This is a genomic window from Streptomyces sp. NBC_01384, assembly GCF_045040035.1.
Classification (GTDB): Bacteria; Actinomycetota; Actinomycetes; order Streptomycetales; family Streptomycetaceae; genus Streptomyces.
This window is the reverse complement of the sequence record NZ_CP109559.1, coordinates 10,160,067-10,186,740: the sequence shown is the minus strand read 5'-3', so window position 1 is coordinate 10,186,740 and position 26,674 is coordinate 10,160,067. Positions and strand designations below refer to the sequence as shown.

The 26,674-nt window shown below is 74.8% G+C and carries 3 protein-coding genes; all 3 read right to left on the bottom strand.

The window, feature by feature from the left end; genetic code table 11:
* Positions 1–39 precede the first annotated feature (39 nt).
* A complete protein-coding gene (locus OG747_RS46560; protein WP_405885384.1) occupies positions 40–24,375 on the bottom strand; it encodes a type I polyketide synthase in 24,336 nt (8,111 codons plus the stop codon).
* A gap of 354 nt (positions 24,376–24,729) precedes the next feature.
* The gene (locus tag OG747_RS46555; protein ID WP_405876758.1) at positions 24,730–25,476 is read right to left on the bottom strand and encodes a futalosine hydrolase; all 747 of its coding nucleotides are present in this window, start codon (positions 25,474–25,476) and stop codon (positions 24,730–24,732) included.
* Positions 25,473–26,540: a glucose-1-phosphate thymidylyltransferase gene (locus OG747_RS46550; RefSeq protein WP_405876760.1), complete on the bottom strand. Its 1,068-nt coding sequence runs from the start codon at positions 26,538–26,540 to the stop codon at positions 25,473–25,475. Before OG747_RS46550 ends, OG747_RS46555 begins: the two co-directional genes overlap by 4 nt.
* Positions 26,541–26,674 lie beyond the last annotated feature (134 nt).

Here is a 26,674-nt window from a genome sequence, read left to right as displayed (position 1 = left end):
TGGTGCGGGGACCCGCGGCGCGGGCGTCCGCTGCGGTTGTCACGTCGTGCCCAGCTCCCTGTCGATGAGGTCGAACAACTCGTCGGCGGTCCCGGCCGATTCCAGTTCGCCGTCCTGGGCGTCGCCCGGCTGCCCGGCGGCGGCGAGGGTCACCGGGACGCCCGACCAGCGGGCCAGCAGCTCCCGCAGCCGGTCACTGACCCGGGCGCGGTCCTGGGCGTCGTCGACGTCGGTGCCGTTCAGCGCGGCTTCCAGGCGGTCCATCTCGCCCAGCAGGGCCTGCGCGCCGCCGGGGGCGTCGGGCAGGTCCAGTTCGGTCAGCAGGTGGCGGACCTGGACGGCGGGCGTCGGGTAGTCGAAGACGAGGGTGGCCGGCAGCCTGAGGCCGGTGACGGCGCCCAGGCGGTTGCGCAGTTCGACCGCGGTGAGCGAGTCGAAGCCGAGTTCCTTGAACGTCTGCTCGGGCTCGATCCCGGCGGCCGAGGAGTGGCCGAGGACGGCCGCGGCCTGCTCGGCGACCACGTCGAGCAGCAGCTGCTCACGGTCGGCGGCGGACAGCGGGGCCAGCCGCTCGCCGAGGGTCCGCGTGCTGCTTGCGGTGCTCGGGGCGGCCGTCTCGGCCCGGCGGCGGGCGGGTGCCTTGACCATGCCGCGCAGCAGCGGCGGCAGGACGTCGGCGTGTTCGCGCAAGGCGGCCGGGTCGAGGTCCATCGGCAGGAGCACCGCACGGTCGGTGTCCGGGCCGGCGTCGAGCAGCCGCATGCCCAGCTCCGCGCCGAGCGGGACCATGCCGGTCCGGGCGTGCCGGGAGCGGTCGGCCTCGCTCAGTTCGCCGGTCATGCCCGCTTCGGGCAGCCAGGTGCCCCAGGCCAGGGAGGTCGCCGGCAGGCCCGCATCGTGCCGGTGGTGGGCCATCGCGTCCAGGAAGGCGTTGGCGGCCGAGTAGTTGGCCTGTCCGGCGCCGCCGAACGTACCGGCCACGGAGGAGAACACCACGAACCGTGCGAGGTCCATGCCGCGGGTCAGTTCGTGCAGGTTGACCACGGCGTCGGCCTTCGGCCGCATCGACTGGTCGATGCGCTCGGGGGTCATGGAGGAGATGACCCCGTCCGCCAGGACGCCCGCGGTGTGGATCACCGCGGTCAGCGGGTGGGCGGCGGGCAGGGAGGTCAGGAGCGCGGCCAGCGCGTCGCGGTCGCCGGTGTCGCAGGCGACCACGGAGACGTCGGCTCCCAGGGCGGCCAGTTCCTCCCGCAGTCCGGCCGCGCCGGGCGCGTTGGGTCCCTGCCGGCCGGCCAGCACCAGGTGGCGCACGCCGAGGTCGGCGACCAGGTGACGGGCCGTGACCCGGCCCAGTCCGCCGGTGCCGCCGGTGAGCAGCACCGTGCCGTCGGGGTCGGGGGCACGGGGCACGGTCAGGACGACCTTGCCGATGTGCCGGGCCTGGCTGAGGAAGCGGAACGCGTCGGGGGCCCTGCGTACGTCCCAGGTGGTCATCGGCAGCGGCACCAGCGCCCCGTCCTCGAAGAGGGCCACCAGTTCCCGCAGGATCTCGCCGATGCGGTCGGGCCCGGCCTCGACGAGGTCGAAGGCCCGGTAGGCGACGCCCGGGTGGTCCCCGGCGACCTGCCCCGCGTCGCGGACGTCGGTCTTGCCCATCTCCAGGAAGTGTCCGCCGCGCGGCAGCAGGCGCAGTGAGGCGTCCACGAACTCCCGTGCCAGCGAGTCCAGGACGACGTCCACGCCGCGGCCCTCGGTGCTCTCCAGGAACAGCTTCTCGAAGCCGAGGTCGCGGGAGGAGGCGAGGTGGGCGTCGTCGAGCCCCGCGGCGCGCAGCGCGTCCCACTTGCCGGGGCTCGCGGTGCCGAACACCTCGGCGCCCAGGTGGCGGGCGAGGTGGACGGCGGCCGTGCCGACCCCGCCGGCGGCGGCGTGCACGAGCACGGACTGGCCGGGGCGCAGCCCGCCGAGGTCGACGAGGCCGTAGTACGCGGTCAGGTAGACGATGGGCACGGTGGCGGCCTGCGCGAAGCTCCAGCCGCGCGGGATGGGCGCGACCATGCGTTCGTCGGCGACGGCCACCGGGCCGAAGGCTCCGGCGAACATGCCCATCACCCGGTCGCCGGCGGCGAGTCGGGTGACCTCCGCGCCGACCTCGGTCACCACGCCGGCGCCCTCCAGGCCGATCGCCGTGGCGTCGCCGGGGTACATGCCCAGCGCGGTGAGGACGTCGCGGAAGTTGACGCCCGCGGCGCGCATCGAGATACGGACCTCGCGCGGCGCGAGCGGTCCCATCACCTCGGGGCACTCGGTCAGCCGCAGGCTCTCCAGGGTGCCCTTCTCCTCGATGCCGAGCCGCCAGGCGACGGCTCCGGCCGGCGCGGTGAGCGCGCGCTCGGCGGCCAGGGGAATGATCCGCGGGGTGGTCACCGCGCCGTCCCGGACGGCCAGTTCGAGGCAGCCGGAGGCGAGGGCGGCGGGCAGCGCGGCCGCCGAGGCGGGGGCCGCGTCGATGTCCACGAGGACGAAGCGGCCGGGGTTCTCGGAGCGGGCCGAGCGGACCAGGCCCCAGGCGGTGGCCCGGGCCGGGTCGGCGGGCCGCGGTCCGACCCGCACGGCGTCGCGGGTGACGACGGCGAGCCGGGCGTGCGCGAAGCGGGGCTCGTCGAGCCACTGCTGGACGAGGCCGAGCGTCGTGTGCGCCGTGGCGCGGGCGGCGGCGGCCAGGTCGTCGGCGGCACTGCCGGCCAAGTCGTCGACGGCGGTGTCGGGCGCGGGCAGCGCCAGCAGCACCGTCTCCGGTATGTCGGTGTCGGACGCGGCGAGCGCGGCCAGATCGGCGAAGACCCGCACCCGCGAGCCCGCGCTCTCCCACTCCGCGGCCAGCGCCCGGGCTTCGGTGCCGCCGACCAGGCTCCAGTCCGGTCCCGGCGCCGGTGTGCCGGTGGGCACGGGCACCCAGTCCAGCTCGTACAGGCCTTCCTGGCGCGGTGCGCCGACGGTGGAGCCGGCGAGGTCTCCGGTGAGTTCGCGCAGGGTGAGCGAGCCGACCGAGGCGACCGCCCGTCCCGCCGGGTCGGCGAGCGTCAGGCTGATGGACTCCGGGCCTTCCTGCACCATGCGCACCCGCAGCGCGCCGGCGCCCACGGCCTCCAGACGGACCCCGTTCCAGGAGAAGGGCAGCCGTCCCGCGTCCTTCATGGGCACGAACATCACGGCGTGCAGGGCGGCGTCCAGCAGCGCCGGGTGCAGGTCGAACGCCCCGGCGGCCGGGTCGGCGGCCTCGGGCAGCGCGACCTCGGCGAACACCTCCTCGCCGCGCATCCACACCGCCTTCAGGCCCTGGAAGAGCGGCCCGTACAGGTGGCCGCGTTCGGCGAAGCGCTCGTAGAAACCGTCGAGCGGCACCTCGTCGGCGTCCTTCGGCGGCCAGACGGCGAAGTCGTACGGCGCTTCGGGCGCGGCCGCGCCGCCGGTGGTGAGCAGGCCCTCGGCGTGCAGCGTCCACGGCCGGCCGGCGTCCGCGTCCTCGGCCCTGGAGTGCACGCTCAGGGCGCGGGCGCCGGAGGCGTCGGGCGCCTCCACACGCAGTTGTACGCGCACGGCGCCGCGCTCGGGCAGGGTGAGCGGGGTGAGGATCGTCAGTTCCTCCACCCGGTCGCAGCCGGCGTGTTCGGCGGCGTGCAGGGCCAGGTCGAGGAAGCCGGTGGCCGGGAACAGGGCCGTGCTGGTCAGCGCGTGGTCCGCGAGCCAGGCGTGGCTGCGCAGCGACAGGCGTCCGGTGAACAGGAAGGCGTCGCCGCCGGCGAGTTCGACCGCCGCGCCGAGCAGCGGGTGTGCCGCGGAGCCGAGCCCCGCCGAGCTCACGTCGCCCAGCAGGACGGGCGGCCTGGGCCAGAACCGCTGGCGCTGGAAGGCGTACGTCGGCAGGGCCACGGCCTGGGCGCCGGTGGTGTCGAAGGCGTGGGCCCACTCGACTGCGACGCCCTTGACGAATGCCTGGGCCAGGCCGGAGAGCAGGGCCTCGCGTTCGTCGCGGTCCTTGCGCAGGGTGGGTACGAAGAGCATCTCGTCGCCGCGGGTGACTCCGGACTGGGCGAGGGCGGTGAGGGTGCCGTCGGGGCCGATCTCGATGAACCGGCGGACCCCCCGCTCCTCCAGCCACCGCACACCGTCGGCGAACCGCACGGCTTCCCGGACGTGCCGCACCCAGTACTCCGCGGACTCCAACTCCCCTGCGGCAGCGGCCTGTCCGGTCACATTCGACACCACGGCCAGCTGCGCCGGCGCATAGGTCACACTCTCGGCGACCGTACGGAATTCATCGAGCATCGGTTCCATCAGCGGTGAGTGGAAGGCGTGGCTGACGCGCAGGCGTGAGGTACGGCGCCCCATAGCCGCCACCTCCCCCGCGACCACCTCGGCCACCGACTCCACACCCGAAAGCACCACCGACCGCGGCCCGTTCACCGCCGCGACCGACACGTCCGCCCCACGGCCCTCCAGCAGCGGCGTGACCTCGTCCTCCGATGCCTCGACGGCGAACATCGCGCCACCGGCGGGCAGTTGCTGCATCAGACGGCCCCGCGCCGACACCAGACGGCAGGCATCTTCGAGCGACAGCACCCCCGCCACATGCGCGGCCGCCAGCTCACCGATCGAGTGACCCACCACGAAGTCCGGGCGCACCCCCCACGACTCGACGAGACGGAACAGGGCCACTTCGATCGCGAACAGCGCGGGCTGCGCCCACTCCGTGCGGTTCAGCAGCTCCGCGTCCGTGCCGAAGACCACGCCTCGCAGGCCGTCGTCCAGGTGTGCGCAGACGGCGTCGAAGGCCTCGGCGAACACCGGGAAGGACTCATACAGTTCACGGCCCATACCGAGGCGCTGCGCGCCCTGGCCGGAGAAGAGGAAGGCGAGTTTGCCTTCGCCGCGGGCGGAGCCCGTGACCGTGGAGGGGTCGCTCTCGTCCTCGGCCAGCGCCTGGAGGCCGGCCATGAGCGTGTCGCGGTCGGCGCCGAGGACGACCGCGCGGTGTTCGAAGACCGAGCGGTGCGCCGCGAGGGACAGGCCCACGTCGGCGGCGTCCGCCCCGGGCTGCCGCAGGAGGTGGGTGAGGAGCTGGGCGGCCTGTGCGCGCAGGGCGGTGCGGCTGCGTGCGGTCACGGCCCACGGCAGCATGCCGTGGGTGGGGGCCGGTTCGGTGTCGGCCGGTGCGGTGTCCTCCTCGGTGGCGGCTTCGATGATGATGTGGGCGTTGGTGCCGCTGATGCCGAAGGACGAGATGCCGGCGCGGCGCGGGTGTCCGGCCCCGGCGGCGGGCCAGTCGACGGCCTCGGTCAGCAGACGCACCTCGCCCGCCTCCCAGTCGACGTGGGTGGAGGGCCGGTCGACGTGCAGGGTCGGCGGCAGAACACCGTTCTGCAGGGCCAGGACCATCTTGATGACACCCGCCACCCCCGCACCGGCCTGCGTGTGGCCGATGTTGGACTTCACCGACCCCAGCCACAGCGGACGCCCGGCGGGCCGGTCCTGACCGTAGGTGGCGAGGACGGCCTGCGCTTCGATCGGGTCGCCGAGGGTGGTGCCGGTGCCGTGCGCCTCGACCACGTCCACCTCCGCGGCGGCGACGCCCGCGTCCGCGAGGGCCGCGCGGATCACCCGCTGCTGCGAGGGACCGTTGGGGGCACTGAGGCCGTTGGACGCACCGTCCTGGTTGACCGCGCTGCCGCGGACGACGGCGAGGACGGGGTGGTGATTGCGGCGGGCGTCGGAGAGGCGCTCCACCAGGAGCATGCCGCCGCCCTCGGAGAAGCCGGTGCCGTCGGCCGCGTCGGCGAACGCCTTGCACCGGCCGTCGGAGGCCAGGCCGCGCTGCCGGCTGAAGTCCACGAACAGGCCGGGCGAGGCCATGACGGTGACGCCGCCGGCCAGGGCCATGTCGCACTCGCCGGTGCGCAGGGATCGTACGGCCAGGTGCAGGGCGACCAGGGAGGCCGAGCAGGCGGTGTCGACGGTGACCGCCGGGCCCTCCAGGCCGAAGGTGTAGGAGAGGCGGCCGGAGACGACGCTGGCGGCGTTGCCCGTCAGCATGTAGCCCTCGAAGTCCTCCTGGGAGGCGGCCAGCATGCCGGTGTAGTCCTGGCCGTTGGTGCCGGCGAAGACGCCGGTGCGGCTGCCGCGCAGGGCCTTGGGGTCGATGCCGGCGCGTTCGAACGCCTCCCAGGAGACCTCCAGCAGCAGGCGCTGCTGCGGGTCCATCGCGACGGCCTCACGCGGCGAGATGTTGAAGAAGGCCGGGTCGAAGCCGCTGGCGTCGTTCAGGAAGCCGCCGGTGCGGGTGGAGATGCGGCCGGGTTTTCCGGGTTCGGGGTCGTAGAGGGCGTCCAGGTCCCAGCCGCGGTCCTCGGGGAAGGGCACGAGTCCTTCCGCTCCGTCGAGCAGCATGCGCCACAGCTGTTCGGGGGTGCTGACGTCGCCCGGGAAGCGGCAGCCCATGGCGACGATGGCGATCGGCTCGTCGTCCGGCAGGGGTGCGGGGAGCGGGGCGGTGCCGGTGGTGGCCGGCTGTTCCTCTCCGGCCAGTTCCGTAAGGAGGTGGGCGGCGAGTGCGGAGCAGGTCGGGTGGTCGAAGACGAGGGTGGCGGGCAGGCGCAGGCCGGTGATGCGGTTCATGCCGTTGCGCAGTTCGACGGCGCTGAGGGAGTCGATGCCCAGGTCGGTGAAGGCGCGGCCGGGTTCGACCGCTTCGGCGGACGGGTAGCCCAGGACGTTCGCGACGTAGGAGCGGACGACGTCGAGGACGGCGTCGGCGCGGTCGTAGCCGGGCAGTTGGGCCAGGTGGGCGCGCAGGGAGGAGGAGTCGGCCGCGGGGGCATCGGTCTTCTCGGCGCGGGCGGTGTCCAGGGCGCGGCGTGCCGCGGGCAGGTTGTCGAGGAGGTGGCTGGGGCGCGGTCCGGTGAAGGCGGGGGCGTAGGTGTCCCAGCGCAGGTCGGTGACGGTGACGGTGGTGTCGTCGCCGTCGAGGGCCCGGCCCAGGGCGTCGCAGGCGGACCGGGTGTCCATGGGGTGGACGCCGTAGCGGCGCATGCGCTCGCCGGCGGTGTCGCCGACCATGCCGCCCTCGGCCCACAGGCCCCAGGAGACGGCGGTGGCGGGCAGGTTCTGTGCGCGGCGGTGCTGGGCGAGGGCGTCCAGGAAGGCGTTGCCGGGGGCGTAGTTGCCAAGGCCTGCGCCGCCGATGACGCCCGCGGTGGAGGAGAACAGGACGAAGGCCGACAGGTCCAGGTCCCGGGTCAGTTCGTGGAGGTGGAGCGCGGCGGTGGCCTTGCCGCGCAGGACGGGGTCCATGCGGTCGGGGGTCAGGGAGTCGATGACGCCGTCGTCGAGGGAGCCGGCGGCGTGGAACACGGCGTTAAGGGGGCGGTCGGCGGGGATGGAGTCGAGCAGGGTGCGCAGGGCGTCCCGGTCGGCGGCGTCGCAGGCGGCGAGGGTGACGTCGGCGCCGAGTGCGGTGAGTTCGTCGCGCAGTGCGGCCGCGCCGGGGGCGTCGGCGCCGCGGCGGCTGGTGAGGATCAGGTGGGTGGCGCCGCGGGTGACGAGCCAGCGGGCGAGGTGGCCGCCGAGGGCGCCGGTGCCGCCGGTGACCAGGACGGTGCCGCGCGGGCGCCAGGTCCGGGGGTCGGTGAGGGGGGCGGCGGCGTGGACCAGGCGGCGGCCGAAGGTGCCGGAGGGCCTGATCGCGATCTGGTCCTCGCCGCCCGGGGCGGCGAGGACGGCGCACAGGCGGGTACCGGCGCGGGTGTCGAGTACGGCGGGCAGGTCGATCAGGCCGCCCCAGCGTTCGGAGTGTTCCAGGGCGGCGACCCGGCCCAGGCCCCAGACGAGCGCCTGGGCGGGGCCGGTGACGGTTTCCGATCCGGTGGCGACGGCGCCGCGGGTGGCGCACCACAGCGGGGCGTCGGTGTGGGTGTCGCCGAGGGCCTGCAGGAGCGCGAGGGTGTCGGCGAGGCCGTGCGGGACGGCCGGGTGGGCGGGGTGCGGGCGTTCGTCGAGGGCGAGCAGGGACAGTACGCCCGCCACCGCCGGGGCGGCCGGGGCCGCGGTGGTGTCGGTGTCTTCGGTGTCTTCGGTGCCGAGGGCGGCGGTGATCAGGGCGGCGAGGCCGGCGCGGTCACTGCCGCCGTCGGGGACGGTGACCAGGCGGGTGTCGCGGGCGCCGCCTGCGGTCAGGGCCCGGCGGGCGGCGGCGAGGAGTTCGTGGTGGCCGGCCGCGTCGGCGGGGGCGATCACGAGCCAGGTGCCGGACAGGGTGCCCGCGGGGTTCTCGGTCAGCGGGGACCATCCGACGCCGTAGCGCCAGGAGTCGGTGGTGGAGCGTTCGCGGCTGGTGCGGCGCCAGGTGGACAGGGCCGGCAGGAAGGTGCTCAGCGGGGCGTCGGCGGGGACGTCGAGGGCGTCGGCGAGCGCTTGGAGGTTCTCCTGGTCGACGGTCTCCCAGAAGCGGGACTCGACGGAGTCGGCGGTGAGGGAGCCGGACGCGGCGGCGTCGGCGGCGGCCGCCTCCCGCACGTTGGGCCAGTACCGCTGGTGCTGGAAGGGGTAGGTCGGCACGTCGACGCGGTGGGCGCCGGTGTGGGCGAAGACGGCGCTCCAGTCGAGGGCGATGCCGTGGACGTGGGCCTGGGCGACGGCGGTGAGGAACTGGTCGAGTCCGCCCTTGTCGCGGCGCAGGGAGCCGAGTACGGCGCCCTCGGTGCCGGTGTCCTCCAGCGTCTCGCGCAGGCCGACGGCGAGCACGGGGTGCGGGCCGACCTCGAGGAAGGTGCGGTGGCCCTCGGCGATCAGGCCGCGGACGGCCTCCTCGAAGCGGACGGTCTCGCGCAGGCTGGTGTACCAGTACTCGGGGCCGAGGGTGGTGGTGTCCTGCCACTGGCCGGTGAGGGAGGAGCGGAAGGGGATGTCGGCCTCCCGCGGCTCGATGCCGTCGAGGGCGTCGAGCACGCTCGCGCGGATCGGCTCGACCTGCGGCGAGTGGGAGCCGTAGTCGACGGCGACCTTGCGGGCGCGTACGCCGTCCTCGGTGAGGGCGGTGAACAGTTCGTCGAGCGCGGCGGCTTCGCCGGACACCACGACGGAGGCGGGTCCGTTGACGGCGGCGACGGCGAGGCGGCCGGCCCAGGGGCTCATGCGCGTACGGGTCTCGTCGGCGCTCAGCGGCACGGACATCATGCCGCCGCTGCCGGCGATGGAGATGATGGCCCGGCTGCGCAGGGCGACGATGCGGGCGCCGTCGTCGAGGGACAGGGCCCCGGCGACGCAGGCGGCGGCGATCTCGCCCTGGGAGTGGCCGACGACGGCTGCGGGGGTGACGCCCAGGGAGCGCCACAGGCCGGCCAGGCAGACCATGACGGCCCACAGGGCGGGCTGGACGACGTCGACCCGGCCGAGGTCGGCGGCGCCCTTCTCGCCGCGCAGGACCGCGGTCAGGGACCAGTCGGTGTAGGGGGCGAGCGCGCGTTCGCAGTCGGCGGCGAGGGAGGCGAACACGGGTGAGGCGGCGAGGAGTTCGCGGGCCATGCCGGTCCACTGCGCGCCCTGTCCGGGGAAGACCAGGACGGGCTCGGCGGCGCTGGGGGCGGTGGCGCAGACGATGCCCGGCGCGGCGGCCGGGCCGGGCGCGGCGAGGGCGGCGAGCGCCTCGTCGAGGGTGTCGCGGCCACTGGCGAGGACGGCGGCCCGGTACTCGAAGGCCGGGCGGGTGGTGGCCTGGGAGTAGGCGAGGTCGGCGAGGTCCTGGCCGGGGTGGGCGAGCAGGTGGGTGCGCAGGCGTGCGGCCTGGCCGCGCAGGGCGGCCTCGGTGCGGCCGGACAGCAGGGTGGGTACGAGGGGCAGGGCGCCGGTGAAGACACGGGCGCCCGGGGCCGCGGGAGCGTCCGGGCCGGTGGGGGCCGCCGGTTCGGCGGGGGCGGGGGCCGGTTCGCTGTCGGGGGCCTGTTCGACGATGACGTGGGCGTTGGTGCCGCTCATGCCGAACGCGGAGATGCCGGCACGGCGCGGGCGCCCGGTCTTCGGCCACTCCCGCTGCTCGGTGAGCAGTTGGACGTCGCCCGCGCTCCAGTCGACGTGCGGGGTGGGGGTGTCGGCGTACAGGGTGCGCGGCAGGACGCCCTCGCGGATCGCCATGACCATTTTGATGACGCCGCCGACGCCCGCGGCGGCCTGGCTGTGGCCGATGTTGGACTTCAGGGAGCCCAGCCACAGCGGCCGCCCGTCGGGCCGGTCCTGGCCGTAGGCCGCGATGAGCGCCTGGGCCTCGATGGGGTCGCCGAGGGTGGTGCCGGTGCCGTGCGCCTCGACGGCGTCCACCTCGGCCGGGGCAAGGCCCGCGGAGGCGAGGGCCTGGCGGATCACCCGCTGCTGCGAGGGGCCGTTGGGTGCGGTCAGGCCGTTGGAGGCGCCGTCCTGGTTGAGGGCGCTGCCGCGGAGCACGGACAGCACCGGGTGGCCGTGACGGCGGGCGTCGGAGAGCCGTTCGAGGACGATCATGCCGACGCCCTCGGCCCAGCTGGCGCCGTCGGCGTCCGCGGAGAACGGCTTGCAGCGGCCGTCGGGGGCGAGCGCGCGCTGGCGGCTGAACTCGATGAGGGAGCCGGGCGTGGACATCACGGTCACCCCGCCGGCGAGCGCGAGGGAGCACTCGCCCTGGCGCAGCGCCTGGGCGGCGAGGTGGAGGGCGACGAGGCTGGAGGAGCAGGCGGTGTCGACGGACACCGCGGGGCCCTCCAGGCCCAGGGCGTAGGAGATGCGGCCGGACAGCACGCTGGGCGAGTTGCCGGTGCCGACGTAGCCCTCGAAGTTGTCGTCGGCGGCGGCCAGGATCGTGACGTAGTCCTGGTAGGTGACGCCGGCGAAGACACCGGTGCGGCTGCCGCGCGCGGTGGTGGGGTCGATGCCGGCGCGCTCCAGCGCCTCCCAGGACGTCTCCAGCAGCAGGCGCTGCTGCGGGTCCATGGCGAGGGCCTCGCGGGGGCTGATGGCGAAGAACGACGGGTCGAACTGGCTGGCGTCGTGGAGGAATCCGCCCTCACGGGTGTAGACGGTGCCGGGGTGGTCGGGGTCCGGGTGGTAGAGGGTCTCCGGGTGCCAGTCGCGGTCGGTGGGCAGCGGCGAGATGCCGTCGGCGCCGGCGGCGACGAGGTCCCACAGGTCTTCGGGGCTGCGGACGCCGCCGGGGTAGCGGCAGGCCATGCCGACGATGGCGATCGGGTCGTCGTCGACGGGCGCCGGGCGGTGCGCGGCGGCGTCGCCCGCGGCTGCGCCGAACAGGTCGGCGCCGAGGTGCTGGGCGAGCGCGTTCGGGGTGGGGTGGTCGAAGACCAGGGTGGCCGGGAGGGCCACGCCGAGCGCGTCGGAGAGCTGGTTGCGCAGTTCGACGGCGGTGATCGAGGTGAAGCCGAGGTCGGCGAAGGAGCGGGCCGCCTCGACGTCGGCGGGGCCGTCGTAGCCCAGGACGTCCGCGACCCGGGCGCGGACGGTGGCGAGCAGGGTGCGGGCGCGTTCGGCCTCGGGCCGGCCGGCCAGCCGCTGAAGCAGGCTGCCGGGCTGCTGCGCGCGGGCCGCGGCGCGGCGGGCGGGTGCCGGGGTGCGCGCCGGGGCCGGCTGCTCGACGGCCGGGACCGGGGCCGGGGCTGAGTTCGTTGTGGTCTCGGGGGTTGTCGTGGTCTCGGGGGTTGTCGTCTCGGGGGTTGTCGTGGTCTGCGGGGCGAGGGTGCGCATCAGCAGGGAGGCGACGGTGATGACGGGCTCGCCGATCGCGTCGGCGGCCTGAAGGGACAGGGTGTCGGGGCCGCGGCGGGAGAGGCGGACGCGCAGGGTGGTGGCGCCGGTGGCCTGCAGCGAGGTGTCGCCGAGGGAGAACAGGACGCGGCCGTCGCCGAATCCGTCGAAGATGCCCAGGCCGAGCGGGTGCAGGGCCGCGTCCAGCAGCGCCGGGTGCAGGTCGAAGCGTCCGGCCTCCGTGTCGGTGCCCTCGGGCAGGGCGACTTCGGCGTACACGTCCTCGCTGCCGCGCCAGGCGGCCTTGAGGCCCTGGAAGACGGGGCCGTAGTCGAGTCCGGCCGCGGCGAGGCGCTCGTAGACGCCGTCGACATCGAGGGGTTCGGCGCCGGCGGGCGGCCAGACGGTGAAGTCGAACGCGGGGGCGCCGTCCGGTTGCCGGGCGCTCAGGACGCCGTCGGCGTGCCGGGTCCACGGGCCGTCGGTGTCCGGGGCCTCGGCCCGGCCGAAGACGCCGAAGGCGCGGGAGCCCAGCGCGTCGGGTTCCTCCACGCGGACCTGGAGGTGGACGCCGCCCTGCTCGGGCAGGACGAGCGGGGCGTGCAGGACGAGGTCGCGGACGTGCCCGCAGCCGGTGTGGGCACCGGCGCGCAGGGCGAGTTCGAGGAACGCGGCGGACGGCACCACGAGGGATCCGCTGACGCGGTGGGCGGCGAGCCAGGGCTGTGAGCGCGCCGAGAGGCGTCCGGTGAGGACGACGGTGTTGCCCGCGGCCGGCGGGACGACGGCGGCCAGCATCGGGTGGCCGGCCGCGAGGAGTCCCGCGGCGGACGGGTCGCCGGATCCCGCCGGTACGTCGAGCCAGTACCTCTGGTGCTGGAAGGCGTAGGTGGGCAGGTGTACGGGCCGGCCGCCGGGGGCGAGCGTGTCCAGGCAGGACGGCCAGTCGACGGGGACGCCGCGGGTGAACAGGGCGCCCAGGGCGGTGACGAGGACGGCCGGTTCGGGGCGGTCCTCGCGCAGCGCGGGCACGGCGAGGTGGCCGGGCGTCTGCCAGCAGCCCTGGGCGAGGGCGGTGAGGGTGGCGTCGGGGCCGAGTTCGAGGTAGTGCTCGACGCCGGCCCGTTCCAGCCAGGCGATCCCGTCGGCGAAGCGGACCGCCTGGCGGACGTGGCGCACCCAGTACTCGGGCGAGCAGAGTTCCGCGGCGGTGACCGGTCGGCCGGTGATGTTGGAGACGATGGGGATGCGCGGCTCGCCGTAGCCGACGCTCTGGGCGACGGCCCTGAAGTCGGCGAGCATCGGTTCCATGCGGGGCGAGTGGAAGGCGTGGCTGACGCGCAGCCGGGTGGTCTTGCGTCCCTGGCCCGCGAAGTGCGCGGCCACCTCCAGTACGGCGTCCTCGTCACCCGCGATCACCACGGACCGGGGGCCGTTGAGGGCGGCGAGGCCGACCTCGTCCTCGCGGCCGGCCAGCAGGGGCAGTACCTCGTCCTCCGCGGCCTGGAGCGCGGCCATGGCGCCGCCCTCGGGCAGGGCCTGCATCAGCCGGCCCCGGGCGGCGACCAGCCGGCACGCGTCGGGCAGCGCGAGGACACCCGCGACGTGCGCGGCGGCCAGTTCACCGACGGAGTGGCCCAGCAGGTGGGCGGGCCGTACGCCCCAGGACTCGACGAGGCGGTAGAGGGCGACCTCGACGGCGAACAGGGCGGGCTGCGCGTACGCGGTGCGGTCGAGGACCTCGGCGTCGTCTGCGAAGACGACCTCACGCAGCGGCTGCTCCAACTGGCCCTCGAAATGCGCGCATACGGCGTCGAAGGCGTCCGCGTAGACGGGGAAGGCGTCGTAGAGTCCGCGGCCCATGCCGGGCCGCTGGGTGCCCTGGCCGGCGAACAGGAACGCGGTGGCGCCCTCGGTCAGGGTGTCGCCGGTGACGGCGTCGGCGGACGGTCCGCCCGCGGCGACGGCCGCGAGGCCGCGCAGGAGCTGGGCGCGCCCGGCTCCGCTGACCACGGCCCGGTGTTCGAAGGGGGACCGGGTGGTCACCAGGGCGCGGGCGATGTCGGCGGTGTCGAGTTCGGGGTGCTCCTCGACGTGGGTGATCAGCCGGGCGGCCTGGCCGCGCAGGGCGGCGGCGCTGCGGGCCGACACGATCCACGGCGTCACCGCTGCGGCGGCCGGCCGGCGGGCGGGCGCCGCAGGCGCGGCCCCGGACTCGGCCCCGGCCCCGGACTTGGACGGGGACTCGGTCTGCGGGGCCTGTTCGATGACGACGTGGGCGTTGGTGCCGGACACGCCGAAGGCGGAGACACCGGCGCGGCGCGGGCGGCCGGTCTCGGGCCAGGCGGCCTGCTCGCCCAGGAGCCGGACCGCTCCGGCGGACCAGTCGACGCGCGAGGAGGGCTCGTCGGCGTGCAGGGTCCGCGGCAGGACGCCCTTGTCGAGGGCGAGGACCATCTTGATGATGCCGGCGGCGCCGGCGGCGGCCTGGGTGTGGCCGATGTTGGACTTCACCGAGCCCAGCCACAGCGGCCGCCCGTCGGGCCGGTCCTGGCCGTAGGTGGCCAGCAGCGCCTGCGCCTCGATGGGGTCGCCGAGGACGGTACCGGTGCCGTGCGCCTCGACGGCGTCCACCTCGGACGGGGCAAGGCCCGCGGAGGCCAGGGCGGCCCGGATGACCCGCTGCTGCGCGGGACCGTTGGGTGCGGTCAGTCCGTTGGAGGCGCCGTCCTGGTTGACGGCCGTGCCGCGCACGACGGCGAGCACGGGGTGGCCGTGACGGCGGGCGTCGGAAAGGCGCTCGACGACGAGCACGCCGACGCCTTCCGACCAGCCCGTTCCGTCGGCGCCGTCGGAGAAGGCCTTGCAGCGGCCGTCGGGGGCCAGGCCGCCCTGCAGGCTGAACTCGACGAAGGCGCCGGGGTTGGCCATGACGCTGACGCCGCCGGCCAGCGCGAGGTCGCACTCGCCGCTGCGCAGGGACTGCACGGCCAGGTGCAGGGCCACGAGCGAGGAGGAGCAGGCGGTGTCGACGGTGACCGCGGGGCCCTCCAGGCCGAGGGCGTAGGCGACACGGCCGGAGACGACGCTTCCGGCGCCACCGGTCAGCAGGTGTCCGCCGAGGCCTTCGGGAACCTCCGTCAGGCCGGAGCCGTAGCCGGAGCTCGAGGCGCCGACGAAGACACCGGTCCGGCTGCCCTTGAGGCCGGCCGGGGCGATGCCGCCGCGCTCCAGGGCCTCCCAGGACGTCTCCAGGATCAGCCGCTGCTGCGGGTCGATCGCGAGGGCCTCGCGGGGGCTGATCCCGAAGAACGGCGCGTCGAAGCCGGACGCCTCCTGAAGGAAGCCGCCCGAGCGGGTGTCGCTGGCCGCGAGCAGGGTCTCCAGGTCCCAGCCGCGGTCCTCGGGGAAGGCGGAGACCGTGTCCAGGCCGCCGAAGACGATCCGCCACAGGTCCTCGGGACCCGCCACTCCGCCCGGCAGACGGCATCCCATGCCGACGATGACGACGGGATCGGTGTCGGGCGCGGCGGCCACCGGGAGCCGCGGGGTGCGGTCGTCGTCGGCGGCGGTGAAGAGTTCCTCGCGCAGCCGGGCCACGACGGCCAGCGGCGTCGGGTGGTCGAAGACGAGCGTGGACGGCAGCGCCACCCCGGTGGCGGCGGTGAGTTCGTTGCGCAGTTCGACGGCGGTCAGGGAGTCGAAGCCCATCTCGCGGAAGGCCCGCCCGGGGGCGACCGCGGCGAGATCGGTGTGCGCGAGGACAGCGGCGGCACGCCCCCGGACCAGAGCGAGGAGTTCCGCGTCGCGGTCCTCGGCCGGCAGGGCGGCGAGCCGCTCGCGCAGGGCGGCGCCGGCGCTCGCGGCGCCGGCCGCGGCGGACCCGGCGCCGCGCAGCGCGTCGGCGGCCTCCGGCAGGCCGGACAGCAGCGGGCTGGGGCGGCCGGTGGTGAACGCGGGAGCGAAGCGGTCCCAGTCCACGTCGGCCACGACCACGGCTGTGTCGCCGAGTTCGAGGGCGCGGGAGAGGGCGCGCAGCGCGGCACCGGGCTCCAGCGGGAGCAGTCCGCGGCGGCGCAGCAGCTCCTGCGCGCCGGCGTCGGCGGCCATGCCGCTCCCGTCCCAGGGGCCCCAGGCGACGGCGGTACCGGCGAGCCCGCGGGCCCGGCGCCGCTCGATGAGGGCGTCCAGGTGGGCGTTGGCGGCGGCGTAGGCCGCCTGGCCGCCGCTGCCCCACACCCCGGCGATCGAGGAGAACACCACGAACGCCGACAGGCCCGCGTCCCGGGTCAGTTCGTCGAGGAGGTCGGCGGCCACGGCCTTGGCGCGCAGGACGGCGGCCAGCCGCTCGGGGGTCGTCGCGTCGATCACGTCGTCGTCGAGGACGCCCGCGGCGTGGAAGACCGCGTCGACGGGGTGGCGGGACAGCAGGCTCTCGACGGCCGCGCGGTCGGCCATGTCGCACGCCTCGACGACGACGTGGGCGCCGAGTCCTTCGAGTTCGCCACGGAGTTCGGCCGCGCCGGGGGCGTCCATGCCGCTGCGGCTGGTGAGAACGAGCTCCCCTGCGCCGCGCCCGACAAGCCAGCGTGCCACCCGCGCGCCGAGGGCTCCGGTGCCGCCGGTGAGCAGCACCCGGCCGGGCGCGCTCCACTGCGCGCCGGTGCCGGCCGGCGCGGTGGCGTGGGTGAGCCGGCGGGCGAACACGGCCGCCGCGCGCACGGCGACCTGGTCCTCGCTGCCGTCGGTCACGACGGCGGCCAGCGCGGCCAGGACACGGCGGTCCGGGCGGGCCGGTACGTCGACGAGACCGCCCCACCGCTCGGGGTGTTCCAGGGCGGCGACCCGGCCGAGGCCCCACACGGCGGCCTGTCCGGGATCGACGACGCCTTCGGAGGGGGCGCCGACGGCGACGGCGCCACGCGTGAGCAGCCACAGCGGTGCGGTCACTCCCGCGTCGCCCAGGGCCTGGACGAGTTCCAGGGCGGCCGTCGTACCGTCCAGGCACGACAGGACACCCGCGGCGGGCCCGTCCGCCGTGGCGGCGGAGGCGAGGAGCCGCGCGAGCTCGGCGCGGTCCGCCCGCGGCGGGCAGATGAGGCGTTCGGCTCCGGGCAGGAACTCCTCGATGCCGTCGAGCGCGTCCGCCCCCGGCGGCTGCAGCAGGAGCCATCGTCCCGGTACGCCGACGGAGGCCGGCGGTGCGCTCAGACGCTCCCAGCCGACGCGGTAGCGCCAGCCGTCCACGACGGATCGCTCGGCCGCACCACGCCGCCATGCGGACAGCGCCGGCACGACGGCGTCCAACTCCGCCTCACCCACGCCCAGGACATCGGCGAGGTTCTGCGCGTCGCCGCGCTCCACGGCCTCCCAGAAGCCCGCGTCCAGCGGGTTCACGCCGGCGGACACGGCCGCGCGCCGCGCGGGCTCGGGCCAGTACCGCTCGTGCTGGAAGGCGTACGTCGGCAGCGCGACGGACCGGGCACCGGAGCCGGCGAAGAGGGCCGCCCAGTCGACACGGACACCGTGCGCGAACACGGTCGACAGAGCGGCCACGGCGGTGTCCGCCTCAGGCCGGTCCCTGCGCAGAACGGGAACGCACAGGTGCTCCGGCGTGTCGCTCAGGCAGGCACGCGCCATGGCGGTGAGGGTGCCGTCCGGGCCGATCTCCACGAACCGTGTCACCCCGTGCCCGGCCAGCCACTCGATCCCGTCGGCGAACCGTACGGCTTCCCGGACGTGCCGCACCCAGTACTCCGCGGACTCCAACTCCCCCGCGGCAGCCGCCTGTCCGGTCACATTCGACACCACCGGGATACGCGGCTCGCCGTAGGTGACGCTCTCCGCGACCGTACGGAACTCCTCCAGCATCGGCTCCATCAGCGGTGAGTGGAAGGCATGGCTGACGCGCAGGCGTGACGTGCGACGGCCGGACGCGGACAACTCCTCGGCCAGAGACGACACCACAGCGTCCGCACCCGAGATCACCACCGACCGGGGCCCGTTGACCGCCGCGATGGACACCTCCGGCCCACGGTCCTCCAGCAGCGGCGTGACCTCGTCCTCGGACGCCTCGACGGCGAACATCGCGCCACCGGCGGGCAGTTGCTGCATCAGACGGCCCCGCGCCGACACCAGACGGCAGGCATCTTCGAGGGACAGCACCCCCGCCACATGCGCGGCAGCCAGCTCACCGATGGAGTGGCCCACCAGGAAGTCGGGGCGCACGCCCCACGACTCGACGAGACGGAACAGGGCCACTTCGATCGCGAACAGCGCCGGCTGCGCCCACTCCGTGCGGTTCAGCACCTCCGCATCCGTACCGAAGACCACATCCCGCAGGGGACGGTCCGACTCGGCGTCCAGGTGTGCGCATACGGTGTCGAAGGCCTCGGCGAACACCGGGAAGGACTCGTACAGTTCACGGCCCATACCGAGGCGCTGCGCACCCTGGCCGGAGAACAGGAAGGCGGCCTTGCCCTCGGAGGCGACGCCCTGTGCCACGCCCGGCAGGGTCTCGCCGTCGGCGAGGGCGGTCAGACCGGCGAGCAGTTCTTCGCGGCCGGTGCCGCGCACCACCGCGCGGTGCTCGAAGGCGGAGCGGGTCCGCGTGAGCGACAGCGCCACATCGGCGGTGTCCAGTTCCGGGTGGGCCTGCATATGGGCCAGCAGTTGAGCGGCCTGGCCCCGCAGTGCGTCGGCGCCCTGTCCGGATACAACCCAGGGGGTGACGGGCAGCGGCTGGAAGACCTCGGTCGCGGCTTCCTCGGCGACCGGGTCCGGCACCTGCTCCAGTACGACATGGGCGTTCGTGCCACTCAGGCCGAACGAGGACACACCCGCACGCCGGGGACGCCCCGACTCCGGCCACGCGGTCGGCTCCGTCAGCAGCCGCACCTCACCCGCGGCCCAGTCCACATGCGAGGAGGGCTCATCGACATGGAGGGTGGCCGGCAGCACACCATGCCGCATCGCCTCCACCATCTTGATCACACCCGCCACCCCCGCGGCGGCCTGGGTGTGACCGATGTTCGACTTCACCGACCCCAGCCACAACGGCCGCTCCCCCGGCCGTTCCTTGCCGTACGTCGCCAGCAGCGCCTGCGCCTCGATCGGATCACCCAGCGCGGTACCCGTGCCATGCGCCTCGACCGCGTCCACATCCCTGGCGGAGAGACCGGCACTGCTGAGGGCGGCCCGGATGACCCGCTGCTGCGAGGGGCCGTTCGGCGCGGTCAGACCGTTGGACGCGCCGTCCTGGTTGACGGCAGAGCCCCGCACCACAGCCAGGACCGGGTGACCGTTACGGCGCGCGTCCGACAACCGCTCCACCAGCAGCACACCGACACCCTCACCCCACCCCGTCCCGTCCGCACCCTCCGCAAAAGCCTTGCACCGGCCATCAGTTGCAAGCCCGCCCTGACGGCTGAACTCCACAAACGCACCCGGCGTCGACATCACCGTCACCCCACCGGCCAACGCGAGATCACACTCACCCGACCGCAACGCCGAGACAGCCAGATGCAGAGCCACCAACGACGACGAACACGCGGTGTCGACGGTCACGGCGGGCCCCTCCAGGCCCAGCACATACGACACACGCCCCGAGAACACACTCGCCGCGTTCCCCGTCCCGATGTACCCGCCGAAATCCGCATCCGACGCCGCCAGCAACGCCGGATAGTCCTGACCGTTCGTCCCCGCGAACACACCCGTCCGACTGCCCCGCAACGAACGAGGATCGATACCCGCCCGCTCCACCGCCTCCCACGACGACTCCAGCAACAAACGCTGCTGCGGATCCATCGCCAACGCCTCACGCGGCGACACACCGAAGAAACCCGCGTCGAAACCACCCACACCCGCCAGGAACCCGCCGCGGCGGGTGTGGCTGGTGTAGGGGCCGTTCGGTGCGTGGAGGGCGTCGAGGTCCCAGCCGCGGTCGTCGGGGAAGTCGGCGATGCCCTCGCGCCCCTCGGACAGCAGGTTCCAGAACGCCTCCGGGGAGTCCACTCCGCCCGGGAAGCGGCACGCCATCCCGACGATGACGACCGGGTCGCCCGACACCGCCACCGCGGTCGCCGAGGACACCTCCGTGACCACACCGCTCAACTCGCCGTACAGGAACTCCGCCAGAGCAACCGGAGTCGGATAGTCGAACACCACGGTGGCCGGCAGGGACAGACCGCACTCCGCACCCAGGGCATTGCGCAGCTCGACCGCGATCAGCGAGTCGACCCCCAGGTCGCGGAAGGCGCGGTCGGCGGGAACGGCCTCCGGGCCGAAGTGACCGAGGACCGCCGCCGCGCGGGCACGGACGGTGTCGAGGAGTTCGCCGTGCTGTGCCTGCGCGGTCAGGCCGGTGAGCCGTTCGCGCAGGGCGGTCGCGGGGCCGCGCTGTCCGGCCGGGGTCTTGGGGGCGGCGTACAGGTCGCCGAGGAGCGGGCTGGTGCGGACGGCGGTGAAGGCGGGCCCGAAGCGGGTCCAGTCGATGTCGGCGACGAACGGTACCGCGGTCGGCGAGGCGGCGCAGGCGGCGAGGGCGTCGAGGCCCCTCGCCGGGGCCAGGAGGTTCACTCCCCCGCGGCGCTGGCGGTTCTCGGCCAAGGCGTCGGCGGCCATGCCGCCGCCGGCCCACGGGCCCCAGGCGAGGGAGGTGGCGGGCAGCCCCTCGGCACGGCGGCGCTCGGCGAGCGCGTCCAGCATGGCGTTGGCGGCGGCGTAGTTGGCCTGTCCGGCGGAGCCGACGGTGCCGGCGAAGGAGGAGAAGAGGACGAACGCCGTCAGGTCGCGGCCGCGGGTCAGTTCGTCCAGGTGGACGGCGGCGTCGACCTTGGAGCGGACGACGATGTCGAACTGCTCGGGGGTGAGGCTGTCGAGGACGCCGTCACCGAGGACACCGGCGGTGTGGACGACGGCGTCCACCGGGTGGTTCTCCAGCAGCTGCCGTACGGCCTGACGGTCCGTCATGTCGCAGGCGATCAGGGAGACTCGGGCGCCCAGGGCCGAGAGGTCGGCCTGCAGTTCGGCGGCGCCGGGTGCCTCGGGTCCGCGCCTGCTGGTGAGGACGAGGTGGGCGGCGCCCTGTCCGGCGGCCCAGCGGGCCACGCGGGCGCCGAGCGCGCCGGTGCCGCCGGTGATGAGGAGCGTGCCGCCGGGTGTCCAGGGGGCTTCGGGTTCCTGGGTGAGGGGGGCCAGGCGGCGGGCGAGGACGCCGCCGGCGCGGACGGCGGCCTGGTCCTCGCCGACTCCGGCGGCCGTGGCGGTGGCGGTGGCGGACAGCAGTGCGGCCAGCCGGGAGGCGGCGCGGCGGTCCAGTTCTTCCGGGAGGTCGATGAGACCGCCCCAGCGGTCGGGGTGTTCGAGTGCCGCCACGCGGCCCAGGCCCCAGACGGCGGCCTGGTCGAGGCGTGGCGGGGGGTCGGTGCGGCCGGTGGTGACCGCTTGCCGGGTGAGGGTCCACAGGGGTGCGGTGATGCCGGTGTCGCCGAGGGCCTGGACGAGGAGGGCGGTGGCCAGGACGCCTTCCGGGGTTGCCTCGCGTTCTTCCGGGGACAGGGCCAGGGTCGACACGACGCCGCTGACGGGCGCGTCTGCGGCGGCGGAGGCCAGCAGGGAGGCGAGTGTCGTGCGGTCGGCGCCGGCGGTGTGGGGCACGGTGACGAGGTCGGCGCCGCGTGCGGCCAGGGCCTCGGTCAGGGCGCCGTGCCAGCCGTCGTGGCCGAGGGCGGCCGGGGTGACGAGCAGCCAGCGGCCGGTCAGGCGCGCCTCGCCGGGCAGTCCGGCCACGGGGCGCCAGGTCACCTGGTAGCGGTGGTCGCCTTCGGTGGCGGTCGGTGCGGAGCCGTCGGTCCGGTAGGAGCGTTCGATCCAGTAGCGGTCGCGCCGGAAGGCGTAGGTGGGCAGGTCGAGGGGCCGGGCGCCGGGGAGGAGGGCCGGCCACTGGGGTGTCCGGCCGTGTATGTGGAGGCGGCCGACGGCGGAGGTCAGGGCCTCGGCCTCGTCGCGGTCCTTGCGGAGGGTGGGGACGAAGAGCATCTCGTCGCTGCGGGTGACTCCGGACTGGGCGAGGGCGGTGAGGGTGCCGTCGGGGCCGATCTCCACGAAGCGTGTGACACCGTGCCCGGCCAGCCACTCGATCCCGTCGGCGAACCGTACGGCTTCCCGGACGTGCCGCACCCAGTACTCCGCGGACTCCAACTCCCCTGCGGCAGCAGCCTGTCCGGTCACATTCGACACCACTGGGATACGCGGCTCGCCGTAGGTGACGCTCTCCGCGACCGTACGGAACTCCTCCAGCATCGGCTCCATCAGCGGTGAGTGGAAGGCGTGGCTGACGCGCAGGCGTGACGTGCGACGGCCGGACGCGGACAACTCCTCGGCCAGAGACGACACCACAGCGTCCGCACCCGAGATCACCACCGACCGGGGCCCGTTGACCGCCGCGATGGACACCTCCGCCCCACGGCCCTCCAGCAGCGGCGTGACCTCGTCCTCGGACGCCTCGACGGCGAACATCGCTCCACCGGCGGGCAGTTGCTGCATCAGACGGCCCCGCGCCGACACCAGACGGCACGCGTCCTCCAGCGACAGCACACCCGCCACATGCGCGGCCGCCAGCTCACCGATCGAGTGGCCCACCAGGAAGTCGGGGCGCACGCCCCACGACTCGACGAGACGGAACAGGGCCACTTCGATCGCGAACAGCGCCGGCTGCGCCCACTCCGTGCGGTTCAGCACCTCCGCATCCGTACCGAAGACCACATCCCGCAGGGGACGGTCCGACTCGGCGTCCAGGTGTGCGCATACGGTGTCGAAGGCCTCGGCGAACACCGGGAAGGACTCGTACAGTTCACGGCCCATACCGAGGCGCTGCGCACCCTGGCCGGAGAAGAGGAAGGCGAGTCTGCCGTCGCTCTTCGCCTGGCCGGTGAGGACGCGGTCGGTGGCCCTGCCCTCGGCGAGGGCGGCGAGGCCGGTCAGCAGGTCGGTGCGGTGGGTGCCGAGGAGGGCGGCGCGCTGCGGGAGCGCGGAGCGGGTGGTGGCGAGGGAGAAGGCGAGGTCGTAGAGGTCCGTGTCGGGGTGGTCGGTGAGGTGGGCGGCGAGGCGGGCGGCCTGTTCGCGCAGGGTGTCCTCGTCGCGGCCGGAGAGGACCCAGGGCAGCAGGGGCAGTTCGGCGCGGGCGGGGGCTTCGGCGGCCGGTTCGCCGTCGGCGGCCGGTTCGACGGCGGGGGCCTGTTCGATGACGGCGTGGGCGTTGGTGCCGGAGACGCCGAAGGCGGAGACGGCGGCGCGGCGGGGGCGGTCGGCCTGCGGCCAGTCGACGGACTCGGCCAGGAGCCTGACGTTCCCGGCGCTCCAGTCGACGTGCGAGGAGGGCTGCTCGACGTGGAGGGTGGGCGGCAGGACGCCGTGGCGCAGTGCCAGGACGGTCTTGATGACGCCGACGACGCCGGCGGCGGCCTGGGTGTGGCCGATGTTGGACTTGGCGGAGCCGAGCCACAGGGGGTGGTCGGCCTCGCGGCCCTGGCCGTAGGTGGCCAGCAGGGCCTGGGCTTCGATGGGGTCGCCGAGGGCGGTGCCGGTGCCGTGGGCCTCGACTGCGTCGATCTCGGTGGCGGGGACGCCGGCATTGGCCAGGGCGGCGAGGATGACGCGTTGCTGGGAGGGGCCGTTGGGGGCGGTCAGTCCGTTGGAGGCGCCGTCCTGGTTGACGGCGGAGCCGCGCACGACGGCGAGGACGCGGTGGCCATTGCGGCGGGCGTCGGCCAGGCGCTCGACGACGATCATGCCGACGCCCTCGGCCCAGCCGGTGCCGTCCGCGTCCTCGGAGAAGGCCTTGCAGCGGCCGTCGGAGGCGAGGCCGCCCTGCTGGCCGAACTCGATGAAGGCGCCGGGGCTGGACATGACGGTGACGCCGCCGACGACGGCGAGGGAGCATTCGCCGGAGCGCAGTGACTGTGCGGCCAGGTGGAGGGCGACGAGGGAGGAGGAGCAGGCGGTGTCGACGGTGACGGCGGGGCCTTCGAGGCCCAGCGCGTAGGCGACGCGGCCGGAGACGACGGACATGGAGTTGCCGGTCAGCAGGTGGCCGCGGACGTCGTCGGGGACCTCGCGCAGTCCGCTGCTGTAGCCCTGGTCGCTGCATCCGACGAAGACGCCGGAGCGGCTGCCGCGCAGGGTGGCGGGGTCGATGCCCGCGCGTTCGAGGGCTTCCCAGGTCGCTTCCAGCAGCAGGCGCTGCTGGGGGTCCATGGCGAGGGCTTCGCGGGGCGAGATGCCGAAGAAGGCGGGGTCGAAGCGGTCGGCGTCGAAGACGAAGCCGCCCTGGCGGCGGTCGCCGCCGGTGGCCGGGTCGGCGGCGGGGTCCCAGCCGCGGTCGGCGGGCCAGTCCGTGATCGCGTCGGTTTTGGAGACGAGCAGGTCCCAGAAGTCCTCGGGTGAGCGGACGCCGCCGGGCAGGCGGCAGCTCATGCCGACGATGGCGATGGGCTCGTTGTCCCTGGACTCCAACTGGCGCAGCCTGCGCCGGGTTTCGTGCAGGTCTACGGTGAGCCGCTTGAGGTAGTCCCGAAGCCGCGCTTCATTCGTCATGGACGCCCCCATGCTGTTGTGGTGACGGAACGGTCGCACCGCGAGGGGGCCTGGGCCGGTGGCCGGAAGAGCCGGCGGGCACCGGGCCCGTGCTGTTCACCTCGTGCGGCTTGGACAGCATGTCGTGCGGCCGGGCCGTTTTACGGGCCTGGCCGGGTTGTCTGGGGAAACCCTTGGAAATCATCGCCGCAGGCCGGGGCGGTGGTCGCGGGCCGCTGCCGCGGGCGGGCGGCGGGTGGGGTGGCGAAGGCCGAAGGCCGCCCACGGGGCGGCCTTCGGGGGTGGTGTCCGGGGGCGTACGGGCCCGGGTGGGTGCGGGTGGACGGGTGCGGGTGGTCGGGTGGTGGCGGGGCCTCAGTTGTACGGCGGTGGGGCGCCCTTCTCCAGGACGGTGCGCAGGGCGGCGAAGGCCTCCTGGAGTGCGGTGAGTGCCTCGCCGATGCGCCAGGCCGAGCGGTCGCGGGGGCCGACGGTGTTGGAGACGGTGCGGATCTCCAGTACGGGGGTGTCGTGGGCGGCGGCGGCCTCGGCGACGCCGAAGCCCTCCATGGCCTCGGCCCGGGCGTCGGGGTGGGCGTGGGCTAGGGTGCGGGCGCGTTCGGCGGTGCCGGTGGCGGTGGAGACGGTGAGGACGGGTGCGTGGGCGGCGCCGAGGGCGCTGGCCACGGCCGTGGCGAGGCGGGGCGGGCTGTGGTGGACGGTCCTGCCGAAGCCGAGGGTGTCGAGGGGCAGGAAGCCCTCCGGGGAGTCGGCGCCGAGGTCGGCGGCGACGATGCGGTCGGCGACGACGACGGCACCGACGGGTGTGTGCGGTCCGAAGCCGCCGCCGATGCCGGCGGCGACGACGAGGTGGTAGGGATCCTCCCGCAGGGCCGCGGCGGTGAGGGCGGCGCCGGTGGCGGCCGCGGCGGCGGCCGGGCCGACGCCCGCGGCGAGCAGGTCGGCGCGCAGCGGGCCGGGGGCGAAGCCGTCGCCGGTGCGCCGCACGAGGTGGCCGGGCAGGGCGTGTTCGGTGGGGGCCGCGGCGGGGTCCAGGCCCCGGGCGGCGGCCTCGCGTTCCGCGGTGACGGCGGTCACCACGAGCAGCCGGACGGGGGTCATGAGGAGATCTGTACGCGGCCGTGGTCGCCGATGACGAACCGGTGGGTGGCGGGCAGCCGTGGTGCGAGGGTCACCTGGACGTTGCGGCCGATGAGGGAGGCTTCGACGCGGCGGATGCGGTCGAAGGTGGAGTCCCGCAGCACGATGGAGAACTCGATCTCGCTGCCGGTGATGCGGCAGTTCTCGGCGACGGAGGTGGAGGGGCCGATGTAGGAGTCGGTGATGACGCTGCCGGCGCCGATGACGGCGGGGCCGACGATGCGCGAGCCGCGGACCTCGGTGCCGGCCTCGATGCGGACGCGTCCGATGATCTCGCTGCTCTCGTCGACGTAGCCGTCGATGCGGGTCTCCAGGCGTTCCAGGAGGGTGCGGTTGACCTCCAGCATGTCGGTGACGTTGCCGGTGTCCTTCCAGTAGCCGGTGATGACGGTGGAGCGGACGGTGAGCCGCTGGCCGATCAGCCACCGGAGGGCGTCGGTGATCTCCAGTTCGCCGCGCGGGGAGGGGGTGATGGCGCGGACGGCGTCGTGGACGCGGGGGGTGAAGAGGTAGACGCCGGCGACGGCGAGGTCGCTCCTGGGGTGTTCGGGCTTCTCCTCCAGATCGAGGACGTTGCCGCGGTCGTCGATGACGGCGACGCCGAAGGCGGTGGGGTCGGGGACGCGGGTGAGCAGGATCTGTGCGTCGCAGCGGTCCTTGCGGAACTCGTCGACGACGTCGGTGATCCCGTCGAGGACGAAGTTGTCGCCGAGGTACATGACGAAGTCGTCGTCGCCGAGGAAGGGCCGGGCGATGAGGACGGCGTGGGCGAGCCCGAGGGGTTCGCTCTGCGGGATGTAGGTGACGTCCAGGCCGAAGGCGGAGCCGTCGCCGACGGCGGCCCTGATCTCCTCGGCGGTGTCTCCGACGATGATGCCGACGTCGGTGATGCCGGCTGCGGCGATGGCTTCGAGGCCGTAGAAGAGGATCGGTTTGTTGGCGACCGGGACCAGTTGCTTGCTGGACGTGTGGGTGATCGGCCGCAGTCGCGTACCGGATCCCCCCGCGAGCACGAGAGCCTTCACAGTTCCATCCAGGTGACGAGGGTTGGCCGGCCGGTGGCCGCCGGGGCGTCCACTCGGCCGTGTGGGGTGGGGCGGCCGCCCGGAAGGACGGCCGCCCCGGGGGGGGTCGGGGGGTGAAGTGTCGGGGGCGGGCG

Bases quoted from the DNA above. Each gene is read 5' to 3' on its own strand.
- OG747_RS46560 (WP_405885384.1), bottom strand. From the start codon at position 24,375: ATGACGAATGAAGCGCGGCTTCGGGACTACCTCAAGCGGCTCACCGTA.
- OG747_RS46555 (WP_405876758.1), bottom strand. From the start codon at position 25,476: ATGACCCCCGTCCGGCTGCTCGTGGTGACCGCCGTCACCGCGGAACGC.